Source organism: Eubacterium sp. OM08-24, from assembly GCF_003438075.1.
In the GTDB taxonomy this organism is placed as follows: Bacteria; Bacillota; Clostridia; order Oscillospirales; family Acutalibacteraceae; genus Ruminococcoides.
Window position 1 is genome coordinate 1 of sequence record NZ_QSTA01000010.1, and the last position, 11763, is coordinate 11763.

19 protein-coding genes and 1 pseudogene are annotated in these 11763 nt (G+C 38.3%); 3 read left to right on the top strand and 17 right to left on the bottom strand.

Going from position 1 to position 11763, the window contains the following annotated elements; genetic code table 11:
- From DXC23_RS10630 to DXC23_RS10700, 15 genes are all read right to left on the bottom strand, one after another.
- The coding region (locus DXC23_RS10630; protein WP_158552566.1) for a Type 1 glutamine amidotransferase-like domain-containing protein at positions 1-200 on the bottom strand (200 nt) is incomplete at its 3' end.
- 578 nt (positions 201-778) lie between these two features.
- A complete protein-coding gene (locus DXC23_RS10635; RefSeq protein WP_117706258.1) occupies positions 779-1111 on the bottom strand; it encodes a DUF3784 domain-containing protein in 333 nt (110 codons plus the stop codon).
- A 393-nt stretch (positions 1112-1504) separates the two neighbouring features.
- Positions 1505-2737 carry a tyrosine-type recombinase/integrase gene (locus DXC23_RS10640; RefSeq protein ID WP_117706260.1) on the bottom strand — a complete coding sequence of 411 codons (1233 nt, stop codon included), beginning with the start codon at positions 2735-2737 and terminating at the stop codon, positions 1505-1507.
- An 11-nt stretch (positions 2738-2748) separates the two neighbouring features.
- Positions 2749-3000 (bottom strand): excisionase, encoded by a 252-nt coding sequence (locus DXC23_RS10645; protein WP_117706262.1) that lies wholly within the window; start codon positions 2998-3000, stop codon positions 2749-2751.
- A 14-nt stretch (positions 3001-3014) separates the two neighbouring features.
- The gene (locus tag DXC23_RS10650; protein WP_117706264.1) at positions 3015-3248 is read right to left on the bottom strand and encodes an excisionase; all 234 of its coding nucleotides are present in this window, start codon (positions 3246-3248) and stop codon (positions 3015-3017) included.
- Positions 3229-3462, bottom strand: a complete 234-nt coding sequence (locus DXC23_RS10655) for an excisionase (RefSeq protein WP_066714304.1) — start codon at positions 3460-3462, stop codon at positions 3229-3231. The genes DXC23_RS10650 and DXC23_RS10655 overlap by 20 nt, the downstream gene beginning before the upstream one ends.
- 19 nt (positions 3463-3481) lie before the next feature.
- Positions 3482-3703 (bottom strand): excisionase, encoded by a 222-nt coding sequence (locus DXC23_RS10660; RefSeq protein ID WP_117706266.1) that lies wholly within the window; start codon positions 3701-3703, stop codon positions 3482-3484.
- A gap of 95 nt (positions 3704-3798) precedes the next feature.
- Positions 3799-4020: an excisionase gene (locus tag DXC23_RS10665; RefSeq protein WP_002587855.1), complete on the bottom strand. Its 222-nt coding sequence runs from the start codon at positions 4018-4020 to the stop codon at positions 3799-3801.
- Complete coding sequence (locus DXC23_RS10670; RefSeq protein ID WP_117706268.1) at positions 3993-4574, bottom strand: type II toxin-antitoxin system PemK/MazF family toxin; 582 nt, start codon at positions 4572-4574, stop codon at positions 3993-3995. Before DXC23_RS10670 ends, DXC23_RS10665 begins: the two co-directional genes overlap by 28 nt.
- A gap of 104 nt (positions 4575-4678) precedes the next feature.
- The gene (locus DXC23_RS10675) at positions 4679-5266 is read right to left on the bottom strand and encodes a sigma-70 family RNA polymerase sigma factor (protein ID WP_117706270.1); all 588 of its coding nucleotides are present in this window, start codon (positions 5264-5266) and stop codon (positions 4679-4681) included.
- 246 nt (positions 5267-5512) lie between these two features.
- Positions 5513-5701: a hypothetical protein gene (locus tag DXC23_RS10680; protein WP_055156969.1), complete on the bottom strand. Its 189-nt coding sequence runs from the start codon at positions 5699-5701 to the stop codon at positions 5513-5515.
- Positions 5698-6435, bottom strand: a complete 738-nt coding sequence (locus DXC23_RS10685; RefSeq protein ID WP_117706272.1) for an ImmA/IrrE family metallo-endopeptidase — start codon at positions 6433-6435, stop codon at positions 5698-5700. Before DXC23_RS10685 ends, DXC23_RS10680 begins: the two co-directional genes overlap by 4 nt.
- A gap of 19 nt (positions 6436-6454) precedes the next feature.
- Positions 6455-6706: a hypothetical protein gene (locus tag DXC23_RS10690; protein ID WP_055156974.1), complete on the bottom strand. Its 252-nt coding sequence runs from the start codon at positions 6704-6706 to the stop codon at positions 6455-6457.
- A 3-nt stretch (positions 6707-6709) separates the two neighbouring features.
- Positions 6710-7009 (bottom strand): hypothetical protein, encoded by a 300-nt coding sequence (locus DXC23_RS10695; protein ID WP_055156976.1) that lies wholly within the window; start codon positions 7007-7009, stop codon positions 6710-6712.
- Between the two features lie 13 nt (positions 7010-7022).
- A complete protein-coding gene (locus DXC23_RS10700; RefSeq protein ID WP_117706274.1) occupies positions 7023-8258 on the bottom strand; it encodes a DNA polymerase IV in 1236 nt (411 codons plus the stop codon).
- A 152-nt stretch (positions 8259-8410) separates the two neighbouring features.
- Between DXC23_RS10700 and DXC23_RS10705 the strand changes: the two genes are divergently transcribed.
- The gene (locus DXC23_RS10705; RefSeq protein ID WP_117706276.1) at positions 8411-8821 is read left to right on the top strand and encodes a helix-turn-helix transcriptional regulator; all 411 of its coding nucleotides are present in this window, start codon (positions 8411-8413) and stop codon (positions 8819-8821) included.
- 91 nt (positions 8822-8912) lie between these two features.
- Positions 8913-9455 (top strand): ImmA/IrrE family metallo-endopeptidase, encoded by a 543-nt coding sequence (locus DXC23_RS10710; RefSeq protein WP_242997499.1) that lies wholly within the window; start codon positions 8913-8915, stop codon positions 9453-9455.
- Between the two features lie 189 nt (positions 9456-9644).
- On the opposite strand, the pseudogene trxB reads toward DXC23_RS10710, so the two are convergent.
- Positions 9645-10571: pseudogene (gene trxB, locus DXC23_RS10715) on the bottom strand (thioredoxin-disulfide reductase).
- Positions 10572-10586: 15 nt separating this feature from the next.
- Complete coding sequence (locus tag DXC23_RS12705) at positions 10587-10910, bottom strand: thioredoxin family protein (protein WP_005330449.1); 324 nt, start codon at positions 10908-10910, stop codon at positions 10587-10589.
- Positions 10911-11025: 115 nt separating this feature from the next.
- On the opposite strand from DXC23_RS12705, the gene DXC23_RS10720 reads away from it, so the two are divergent.
- Positions 11026-11760 (top strand): Crp/Fnr family transcriptional regulator, encoded by a 735-nt coding sequence (locus DXC23_RS10720; protein ID WP_347474794.1) that lies wholly within the window; start codon positions 11026-11028, stop codon positions 11758-11760.
- Positions 11761-11763 lie beyond the last annotated feature (3 nt).

Here is an 11763-nt window from a genome sequence, read left to right on the forward strand (position 1 = left end):
GTTGAATAAGCCTCCGTTGAAATATCAATTTCAGTTACGATTGCTCCCAACTTTTTGAATAATTTTCTAGCCGAGCCGACATAACCGGTGTAGCCTTCACGCAGTGAAGCTGTTGGAATAAATGCGACTTTCTTATTTTCAATTTCTTCCTTTATCAGACTTCCCACACTTGAAAAGTGCGAACATAAAAATAGTTTCATCAATATTCTCCTTTATAAATACCGATTTATCTTTTTCTTTCTGAAAATGGGCAATTCCGCAATGGAACTGCCCATTCATCTTGAAAATTATGTGATTTTTAAGGCTCTGCACAAATTCACGCATCAAATGATGTAAGTTTGATGTAAATCGCTGATTTGTGAGGTTATCCTAAATCCCAAAACCCGCATAAATACTGGTTTTTTGCTACTTTTATTTATCTAAGGGTTTCATTGTCGGGATTTTTGTTGCGGTTCCCTCATTTGCAAAAATAAGTTGTTCTAACGGGCATTAAAGCCTTTTTCAAAGGCTTAAAAACAACTTTTTCGGACTCATTTACATCAAATCAACGCCCAAATGATGTATGTTTTGATGTAAGTGATGTAAGCCAAACTATGAAACCAGGCAAATCTCCACTAACATTTATTATATTCATCTTCTGCCTGAAAGTCAACCTGCAACCCAAATCCCATAATGAAGTTTTGGCTTTATCTTGTAGTTTGCGAATATCTGTAAAATCAAAAAAGCCCTTTGAGAAAAGATTTCTCCTCTCTCAAAGGGTTCGACAATCCGAATTTTATTACTTTTTACATCCTTTATTACAGGAGATGATGATTGCAACAATATCAATCAAAACAATCCCCAAAAAAACATATACGAAAAATGCAGGTAAAATATTTTCAAGCAACACCATAATCAAAAGAAGAATTGCTATAACAGACATTCCTATTCCGATTATTCGACATAGCTTTTTTTCGTTATATTTTTCTTTTTCTTCTTGTGAAGCTGTATTGTATCCGGCAATAAGCCAACTACCATGTCCGGAAATTAAAACAACAGAAAGTATAATCAATATTATAAAAACAATCCATACAATCCAATCCGGTCCGGTTGATAAATCTGCCAATTTCATTATATACACCTCCGTAAATTTGGTCATATATATGTTGTATTATTCGTTAATCGGCTTCATTGTCGGGACGAAATCGTCCAAATTAACATTAAAACCATCTTGCCAATTTCGCTACTTGTAAATGGGCATATACAAGGCATTTTTACACCATTTCTATCAGTTTCATTAAGCTAAAAATAAGATTTGGTGTAAAAAATGGTGTAATTGGTGTATGGCTATATTAAATTACTCAGGCTCTTATTATGTATCACTGTAATAATTTTATTTGTTTTTCCGAACTTCGATAATCGCTTCATCTTATTTTTTCTATTCTACCATTTTCATCACATAAAGTAAAGAGAGCAGACACCGGCATTGTAGCCGACATAAGCTCTCTTTTCATTTTTCCAGTATTTATTGATTGAACTGCTGTTCAAGTCCCTCAAACTCTGACTTTCTTAATTCCTTTGTTACATCTGTGTAGATGTTCAATGTTGTGGATACATCTTTGTGTCCGAGTGCGTCCTGTATGACTTTCACATTCACTCCTGCTTCACACATTCTCGTGGTAAATGTATGTCTAAGAGAATGGCAGCTAAAGTGCGGAAGTAAAACCTCCGGATTATCACTTTCTAAAAACTGCTTATCATTACAATTTCGTATAATGCGACGAATTGCTTTATTGAGGGTTGCTTGATGTTGCGGCTGACCAAAACGATTTACAAAAATAAAATCCGTATATCCGTCAACCGTGGCTTCACAATGCAGTCCGAGAAGTTCCTGCCTTTCTTTTTCCATTAAAAACGCTTCTTTAACAAATTCAAGCATTGGGACTTGTCGCATACCTGCCGGTGTCTTGGTTGTGTTCACATTGAAATAGCAACCTCTCTTGCTTCCTTCGGTTCTGTGGTCGTAGTAAACAAGCGTATGATTCACATCTATAATTCCTTCCTCTAAATCTATATCGCACCACCTGAGTCCGGTCAATTCGCCCACTCGCAGTCCTGTTCCGACCATAACCGCAAATATAGGATACCAATACTGTGCTTCCGGTGTGTTCTTCAGATAATCAAGGAAAAGTTCCTGCTCCGGTTTAGTTAATGCCCTGCGTTTTTCATTCTTAAAGCAATGCGATTTTTTCAATTCTCGCAAAACATTGTCCGTTGGATTGCTTCTGATATAATCATCATCTACTGCCATTTCAAAAACCTGATGTAGAACGGTATGTATACTGTCAATTGTTGCAGCTTTCAAATGTCTGTCATCAACAAGGCTGTTATAATATCTCTTGATGTCACTCTTTTTTAAGGACATTATAAATTGAGAGCCAATCTGGTTGCGCACGAATGTCTCGTACATATATTTGTAATTTTCAAAGGTATTGTTTTTTATTCCACGCTTCAAATCTCTCCAAAGCTCATACATATCATTAAGTGTTGTGTATCGTGCTTCTGCCTTGATACCGTCTTTTTTGTCCTTGTCGATTTCTTCTTCCTTATATCTCAAATCGTCTAAGTTTTTTGCGTAAATGCACTGTCTTTTTCGGTTCACATCCGTCCAACGATATTGATATGTACCATCTGAGCGTTGAGATTCTCCTTTGCGGAGAACCTTTCTGGATTTGTCTTTTCTTTTTGTATTTGCCATCGTTCTACCTCCTAAAGTTCTGTGGTCACATCAATAAATTTTTCTAATTTCTCTCGTATAATTAAAAACTGGTCGCTTCTTGCAATTCTGAAACTGCAATCCTTTTCTTTCAAAAGTGCTTTCAGTCTTCTTTCTCCGATACCGGTATATGCAGCCGCTTCCTCAACAGTAAGACATTTCTTTTCCCAAATTGGTATTTCCTCCGGCGGTTGCAATAACTGTTGTTGATAATCATAAAGTTCAGTACCATCTATCTTGTACATCTTCATTCCTCCCATCAAATAGAACTCATTTGTTCCAAAAATTCTTCAAAGCATTTGCGTTTAATCAGCGTTCTTTTTCCTATTTTTATTGTGAATTGTTTTGCTTCCGGCAGTTTGATAAGTCCTCGTATTGTTTCTCTGCCGATACTTGTGTACGCATACATCTCATCAACCGAGAGTGCTACCTTGTGCCATACCGGAACGCTCTCACTCTTAGTGATAAACCACTCAATATTCAGACTGCTCATCTTTTGCTCCTCCCTTGAATTTTGATGTCCGAATGAACTCATCGAACGCTTTTCTCTTTATAAATCTGTGATAACCCATCCACAAAACAAATGGACACGCATACGGATTTGTTATTTCTTTCAGTTTTTCCTCGCTGATTCCTGTATAGAGTGACGCTTCTCTTAAAGTCAGTATTGGCTTATGCTCTAATGGCATTCCTTTGTTGCTTATCATTTATTCTCCTTTCCACTTCCTATATGGAATACTGTCTTTCCAGATATTTTTCAAACGATTTTCTCTTAATGACTCTACGACTTCCAACCCATATGACAAACGGACATTTTTCATCACTTGTCATTTCGTAAATTTTATTTGCACTGAGTCCTGTGTACATCGCAGCTTCCGCAACAGACATTATAGGTTTGTTCCATAATGGAATATCGTATGTTATGATTTCATCTCTTTTTCGGGACATATACTGATACCTCCTTGTGTTGATGGCATCAGTATATTCATTTTTCTGCGATAAGCCCATTATGCAATCGGACTCATCGCAGATTTGACTTTTTACTATATTGAATACTGCCTTTCGAGGTATTCCTCAAAGGATTTTCTCTTGATTACCCTGCGACTTCCTATCCATATCACAAAAGGACAGTCCTCCGATTCTGACATCTCATATATCTTATTGGCACTTATCCCTGTATAAATTGAAGTTTCCGTTACCGATAAAACAGGCTTTAACCAAAGCGGGATGTCATAACTTACAATTTCATATCTTTTCTTAGACATTCTGACACCCCCTTTTCTCTTGCGTTGTGCTGTCTTTCAGCAATCACATAATCCCAACCGGATTGATTGCATTTATCACAATGGTCTTTGACCTTAGCAAACGGGTCAAGCCGACGCACGATATACTCGGGATTGTGAATATAATCTTTCAGGCACTTTGGGCAAAGGCAACGGATATTTTCTTTCTTTTCTTCCTTATAAATCCAAAGTCCGAAAGTCTTTTTAAGCGTTATATTTATTCGCCTTAAAAGCTGCTCATCTTCAATCGTTCCGATGTAATCTCTGAGTTCATCTTTGTTTACTGTCTGAAGTTGCTCCAGTAGAACCATTGACGGCTTCTTGAGTCCAAACTCCTGACCGAGCAGGATATGTGACGGCAGGTATCTTTTCTTGATAACGCCTGTTACAGCAGCCACAATAATTGTTGGTGCGTTTCTGTTATAATCATCTGCCTGAATCACAAGCACCGGTCGTGTTCCGCTTTGTACCGAACCTGTTCGTGTTCCGAAGTCGTAGTAGAATAAATCTCCACGGCAAATTGTTTTTTCTTTCATATGTAAAACCTCACATTTCTAAATATTTTGAAGTGTCATTCGTATCCGGAATGAAATAACCCCTTCACTCATTGCACAAAAGGCTTCATTTTGGACACCCAAAATCAGAGATTCTCATAAAATTTCTTAAAATTTTTCTTTGCCGCTTCAATAGATTTGCTGACAGAACTGTGATAAGTACCTTCTTCTACGGCTATTTCACGACAGCTCTTTCCCTCAATGACAAACTTATACAATCTTCGTCCCTGAGCAGGTTTCATCATTGAAAGCACTATTCTAACTTTCTCAATTTCACGCAGACGCTGTAATTCTTTCCTCTCTGCAATTTCTTCTGCTTCTCTGAGTTCAAATGGGTCAACAAAATCTAAGAATGCTTCATTATGGAATTGCTCAAATAAATCATCTTCATAACAAAAGGCATCTAAATGTCTTGCATCTCGCATTTCACATCTATGAGTTGTTCTGTTATCGTCAATAATCACTTTTCCCTGTGCGACATAAAGCAGAACAAAAGGAATGTATCTGCCGATAATGTCAGGATATTTATCCCACAGTTCTTCTTCGGTAAGTTCGGTTATAATCGCCCATTTCTCTGTACCGGTATATCCGTCGTATTCATATTTGAGATTGATACGTTTACAGTCCTTTGCAAATAATTCTTCTTGTTCCGTTAATGTAAGTTTGTTTGTCATTTTCGTAATCTCCTTTGAATTTTCTAAAATTGCTTTTTTATATAGAAAATTTGGAGATTATGGGTATTTAGCTATGTATGCCTGCCACTGCTTTTTCATTTGCTTCTCCGTTTCGGAGCAACAAAAAAATAGCCGAACATCAAGAACGCAAGGATATAGTTATCCCGTTATTCTCAATGTCCGGCTATTTGGTAACTCATTCAGGTTCCGTGGCTCGGTACAAAGCTCAGTTATTCAGTTGTTTGCTCATTTCTTGTTTATTCTAAATGTTCTGAATTTGAGATTACCTCTGCGCAGTGAAAGGTCAATCTCATTTACATACCCACATTTCGGGCATTTAATTTCAATGTTTCCTGTCGTCATCGTGACTTTATCAAAGATACGCCATTCACAGCGTTTGCACCTGACGATTACTTTCTGTTCCAGTCTTGTCAAATCTTATACACCTCCGGATAAACAGCAAGGTAGTCAAACGGATTATCAAGATAATCCTTGTGCAAGAGTCCAAGCTGTTTCATTCGTATTGCAAGTGCTTTCTTTGAGCATCCTAAAAAATCTGAAAGTGCTGCGTATCTTTCATAGACCGCCGGATAATAGATTTTATTTAGGCATTCGATTTTATCCCCAAGCCCAAACAAAAACATTCCTTTTTCTATCAGACACCTCGGAAGCAGAATTGCAGCCGCAAGTGTATTTGCCTGCCATTCCTCCCAATCGGTAATTATTCTTCTTTTCTCTGTGTCTGCGGTTGCCTTGTAATAATGCACTCCGGCTGATTTTTCCGTTATTCCATAATCATTTGGGAACAACATCTTGAATATCTGATGACTGCCTTCGTGCATTAGTGTAAAATTCTTTCTTCCTTTCAGGTTGTTGTCATAGTTAAGGTCAGACTCGACCAGAACCGTTTTGCCATCCAAGAAGAAAAAGGCTTCATCGTCGTTGTTTTCAAATACCTGCACTCCGAGTTCCCCAAACGATGTCATTCCGAGAATGCTTCCATCATAGGAAAGGTGCATATACTCAATCGTCAGTCCAAGTACCTTTTCGAGCATTAGCTCCGGCTCAATGCGGTACACCTGTGATTTCTTTATTTCAGGCAGTTCAAAATATGCCTTTACAAATTTCTCTGAAATTGTTTCTATATCATTTCTCGATAAGCGTTTCAATTACTTAGCCCTCCTAACATTAGGATTTTGCTTCGACAAACCACTTTCCGTTTTCTTCATCGAACAGAAAAGCCGACTGTCCGCAAATCTGAACCGTGTAGCGAATGCCTGTGCCACCGACCTTAGTAGCGGCGGCTCTGCACTTCTGCATTACACGGTCAACTTCATATATCTCATCATTTTCAAACTTAATGGAATTCGGACGAGCCGTTCCATCAGGTCTATGCGTCACATTTACTTCGACATATACTTTTCTTCTTTCACACTCCATTGCTTATACCTCATAATTTCTCATTGTTACAACCAATCTTCCCAAATGCTCATATCCGTCGATGTCTTTATCTGAGACTCTGTATTTCGGTTTTTCGTCATCATTCTTGTTAATGTAGCAGGAAAGCCGACCTTTTAGAAACGGCTTATTCAAATCAAAGAATAAAAACATCCCTTCGTATATTCCGTAATCGGTAAAATGGTTTCCGCCGTCCGCAATGAAGATAGCCATATCATCACTGCATCCTTTTATTAAACAATCAGGCATTCTTACATATGCCTGTACATCACTTTCATCAATCACAATTAAGCCCTCCTTAGCCGACCATTCCCGTCGGCATCGTGATTTCCACTTTTTCCGGTGGTAGCTGCAAGTCCTGATACAGAACTCCATTCCTTATGCTGCCCTTACCGAAGCGTCTGCGGATTGTTTCAATACATTTTTCAAGTCGTTCCAACTTTTCCTGCTTTTCCACATCCATAAATAATCCTATCTGACGGGGCGTGTCTTGAGGAATAAGATTGATTGCTTGGATTGTTACGGAACGGATTGGATTGTACCAACCATACCTTGCTTCAAAAAGTTGAAATGCTCTCTTGGCAAGAACCATCGGCGATTGCGTAGGCAAGTCAATCTTGGTCTGCCATTGTCTTGTACATAGTGTGTTATCTCTAATGTGTATGGCAACTCCTTCGGCACTCAGTCCGTGGACTCGGAGCTTGTGTCCGATGTCTTGGGTCAATTCGAGAAACACGGGCCACACCTGCTCCGGTTTCTCTAAGTCTGCAACTGTCGTTATACCGTGTCCTACGCTCTTGATAGGCGATACGAAGTCTTTCTTGGCAACAAGGGAAAGGTCATTGCCATTTGCGTAATTCCATAATGCAACTCCGTTTTTTCCTAATACGCTTCGCAGGAACTCAGGGTCGGTCTGTGCCAAAGCCCCGATGGTACGAATCCCATAGCTGTCTAATGTACGCTGTGTCGCTCTGCCTACACCGAGCAACTCAGCCGCTGGGAGTTTCCATATCTTTTCTCTGAAAGTATCCTTTAGTATAACCGTTACTGCATCCGGCTTCTTCATATCAGAGCCGAGTTTTGCAAATATCTTATTAAATGAAACACCAACGGAGATAGTAAGTCCGAGTTCAAACTTAATCGTTTCTCTGATTTTGTTTGCAACTTCCACCGGAGAGCCGAAAAGACTACCTGTTCCGGTAATATCCAGCCAGCACTCATCCATACCATAAGGTTCTACTTGGTCTGTATATCGTTCGTACACGCTTCTTGCAAGTTTTGAGTATTTTATATATTCCTCATAATGCGGTGGAACAATAACCAAATCCCGACATTTCTGTTGTGCCTGCCAGACGGTATCTCCGGTTTTCACTTCAAATGCCTTTGCTTTATAATTCTTAGCAAGGACAATTCCGTGTCGTTCTTCAACAGAACCGCATACAGCAACCGGATATTCTTTCAGAGCAGGGTTAAGCATACACTCAACACTTGCATAGAAGTTGTTCATATCGCAATGTAAAATATTTCGAGCCATTCTGCGTAACCCCCTTGACTTTTTGAGAAGTTTAATATAAACTATGAGTAGTTAAACTTCTTACTTGCTATTATACGCAGTTAAACTTCTCTTGTCAAGAGTGTAGACGAAGTTTAACTACATAAATTTAAGACAAGGAGTGAACAATCAAGATGACATTCGGCGAAAAAGTTAAGAACGAACGAAACAGACTCGGATTAAATCAGGATGAGTTGGCGAAAAAAATCGGCGTTACTCGTAGAGTTATCAGTTCCTATGAGAATGACAGTTCCCGTCCAAGAGGAACAGAACGCTATAAAAAACTTGCCGAAGCTCTCGGTGTAAATATCAACTATCTTTTATCGGAAGATGAAGCATTTATTGCAGATGTTGAAGATAATTACGGACACAGAGGTGCAAAGCAGGCAAAAGAACTTCTAGCAGAAGTAACCAGTTTATTTGCCGGCGGAGAAATGGCTGACGAAGACATGCGTGAAATGGTTGATGCCATTCAGGAAGCGTACCTTATTGCTAAGAAAAACAACAAGAAATACACACCGAAAAAGTATCGCAAAGACGAGTAACCTCTCGCTGTGCGTTGTCCGTTTTATGGGACAGCAGATGGTTTATAATAAAAATGGATAATATATCTGTTATAATGGCACTGCAAGGGAGGTGAGCCGTTTGGGATATAATACGCAGGATGAGATTGTCAAGATAGTGAACCGGCTCATCAAACGATGTGGCACTCGTAATCCATATAAAGTCGCTGATGAGCTTGGGATACATATTCTCTATCGAGATTTTACGAAACAGCGTGGAGCATACAAGGTAATCTTGAAGAATCGATTTATCTTTCTTCAGAACGGTTTGCACCCTGTTATTGAACAAATCGTATTATGGCACGAAATCGGACACGATGTTCTTCATCGCCAAGAAGCAGTTTCAGCCGGAGGATTCAAAGAATTTAATATCTTTGATATGCGTGAAAACCGGATGGAATATGAAGCCAATGTCTTTGCAGCTCAGGCTTCTTTACCGGACGATACGATTATTGGATATATTAAACAGGGGTATGATATTCAGCAAATTGCTCGCTGTATGCACTCAGACATAAATCTTGTCGCTTTGAAAGTTGATACTCTCAATTCACAAGGCTACAATTTTAGAAAACAGGAACATAGAAACGACTTTCTCAGATATAACAGAAAAATGTAAAGACCGTCAATTCTCGAATGAGATCTGACGGTCTTTGCATTACTTCGATTTCCATTCATATTTCAGTGTAAAAAGTTCAGTATTCAAATTCTGATTATTTATAGTAAATATGGTCTATCAAAATGACTATTTTCTGCTTCATTATTTAACTTAACCAAACAATTCCTATGCATAAAGGCGGAATTCACTTTACATTTTCCCTATATATTTTTCTGCCATATGTACTGCCATAGCACCATCTGCAACAGCTGTTACTATCTGACGAAGTAACTTTGTTCTGACATCTCCTACAGCATAAACACCCGGAATACTCGTTTCAGTGTTTTCACCTGCCACAATATATCCTTTATTATCCAGTTCTATCTGATTATCTAAAAAATCTGTTGTCGGTTTTCTTCCTATACTCACAAACAGGCCGTCACATTCTATAATGTTTTCTTCTCCTGTAACTGTATCTTTCAACCGCACACCAGTTAATCGTTCTCCATAAATCAGTTCATTTACTGTATTGTTCCATCGAAACTCTATATTTTCAGTTTTCATCAGCTGGTCATGGTAGATTTTCGTTGCACGTAATGTATCTCTTCGATGAACAATGATGACTTTCTTAGCAATTCGACTTAAAAGAACAGCATCTGATACAGCAGAATTTCCACCACCAACAACCACCACGATCTTATCTTTATAAAACATACCATCACAGGAGGCACAATAAGCAACCCCATGACCTATCAATTCTTTTTCTTTAGCGAGACCAAGTTCTCTTGGATTTGCTCCAGTAGCAATCACTACTGTTTTCCCAATATAAATTTCCGAACTAGTTTCTACTCTCTTAAGCTTTCCTGTTAAATCCATATTAAAAACTTCAGCATATTCACTTTTAGCGCCAAATTTTTCCGCCTGTTTTTGCATTTTCTCTGCCAATGAAAATCAGTCAATTCCATTTTCAAAACCAGGATAGTTATCAATCTGCCAGGTCAATGACATCTGACCACCTGCAGATAATTTTTCTAAAACAATTGTATCAAATCCTGCTCTGGCTGCGTATAATGCTGAAGTATACCCTCCAGGTCCTCCCCCCACGATAATCATATCGTAAACATGATTTTCATTCATACAGCAGTCCTCCTTTTATTTTTCCAATGCTTCATTAATAAAATTCTCTATCATTATTTTTGATTCAGGTGCAACAATAGAATCTATTGCCTTTCCATCTCGATATAAAACCAGCGTAGGAATTATCTCAATCTTTTCAGCTTCTGCAATCTGTGGTTCTTCATCAATATTTACTTTTCCAGCAATAAGAATATCGCTGTATTCTTCACTTATTTTTTCATAAGCCGCTCCAATTCTACGGCAATAACCACACCAAGGTGCCCAGAAATCAACCAAAACCGGTTTTTCTTTATGAATTAATTGTCCAAACTTTTCTTTATTTATATTTATTGATGTCATATTTTTCAACTCCTTCTCCTGTTTGAACTTAATATACCTCATAAAAAGTCTTACTTCAGTGATGATATCACAGAAAAGATAATTTACTTTATTACACTTCTTTTTATTTCTATTTATGGCATATGCCAGTTACATAATTGACACATCTAAAAAAAGAAAGTATACTATGTTCGTAAAGGAGATAACGGTTATGAACTTCGAAAATTGTTTTCCACTATGGAATGACTTAAATACAACACAGAAAAAAATAATTTCAGACAATCTAATCACACAGTATGTAAAAAAAGGGACAATCATTCACAATGGAAACCTGGATTGCACTGGATTATTACTGGTTAAATCCGGGCAGCTTCGAACCTACATACTTTCAGATGAAGGACGAGAGATTACACTTTACCGTCTGTTCGATATGGATATGTGTCTTTTATCCGCTTCATGTATCATGCGGTCTATTCAATTTGAAGTAACCATTGAAGCAGAAAAAGATACGGATCTTTGGATCATCCCTGCTGAAATCTATAAGGGCATCATGAAAGAATCTGCTCCTGTCGCAAACTATACCAATGAGTTAATGGCTACCCGTTTTTCTGATGTCATGTGGCTGATTGAACAGATTATGTGGAAGAGTTTGGATAAGCGTGTTGCTTCATTTCTTTTAGAAGAGACCTCTATCGAAGGAACAAACGAGCTGAAAATCACTCATGAGACGATTGCTAATCATCTTGGTTCCCACAGGGAAGTTATCACTCGAATGCTTCGATACTTTCAAGGCGAGGGTCTCGTCAAACTCTCCCGCGGCAAAATCACAATCCTTGATCCAAAAAGACTGGAAACACTCCAAAGGTCATGAAAC

What these genes read in the sequence shown, in the direction of transcription:
- DXC23_RS10655 (WP_066714304.1), bottom strand. Translation starts at nt 3,462, where the DNA reads ATGATAAGCAACAAAGGAATGCCATTAGAGCATAAGCCAATACTGACT.
- DXC23_RS10705 (WP_117706276.1), top strand. Translation starts at nt 8,411, where the DNA reads ATGACATTCGGCGAAAAAGTTAAGAACGAACGAAACAGACTCGGATTA.
- DXC23_RS10675 (WP_117706270.1), bottom strand. Translation starts at nt 5,266, where the DNA reads ATGACAAACAAACTTACATTAACGGAACAAGAAGAATTATTTGCAAAG.
- DXC23_RS10665 (WP_002587855.1), bottom strand. Translation starts at nt 4,020, where the DNA reads ATGTCTAAGAAAAGATATGAAATTGTAAGTTATGACATCCCGCTTTGG.
- DXC23_RS10650 (WP_117706264.1), bottom strand. Translation starts at nt 3,248, where the DNA reads ATGAGCAGTCTGAATATTGAGTGGTTTATCACTAAGAGTGAGAGCGTT.
- DXC23_RS10720 (WP_347474794.1), top strand. Translation starts at nt 11,026, where the DNA reads ATGGCATATGCCAGTTACATAATTGACACATCTAAAAAAAGAAAGTAT.
- DXC23_RS10640 (WP_117706260.1), bottom strand. Translation starts at nt 2,737, where the DNA reads ATGGCAAATACAAAAAGAAAAGACAAATCCAGAAAGGTTCTCCGCAAA.
- DXC23_RS10690 (WP_055156974.1), bottom strand. Translation starts at nt 6,706, where the DNA reads ATGGAGTGTGAAAGAAGAAAAGTATATGTCGAAGTAAATGTGACGCAT.
- DXC23_RS10635 (WP_117706258.1), bottom strand. Translation starts at nt 1,111, where the DNA reads ATGAAATTGGCAGATTTATCAACCGGACCGGATTGGATTGTATGGATT.
- DXC23_RS12705 (WP_005330449.1), bottom strand. Translation starts at nt 10,910, where the DNA reads ATGACATCAATAAATATAAATAAAGAAAAGTTTGGACAATTAATTCAT.
- DXC23_RS10645 (WP_117706262.1), bottom strand. Translation starts at nt 3,000, where the DNA reads ATGTACAAGATAGATGGTACTGAACTTTATGATTATCAACAACAGTTA.
- DXC23_RS10670 (WP_117706268.1), bottom strand. Translation starts at nt 4,574, where the DNA reads ATGAAAGAAAAAACAATTTGCCGTGGAGATTTATTCTACTACGACTTC.
- DXC23_RS10700 (WP_117706274.1), bottom strand. Translation starts at nt 8,258, where the DNA reads ATGGCTCGAAATATTTTACATTGCGATATGAACAACTTCTATGCAAGT.
- DXC23_RS10660 (WP_117706266.1), bottom strand. Translation starts at nt 3,703, where the DNA reads ATGTCCCGAAAAAGAGATGAAATCATAACATACGATATTCCATTATGG.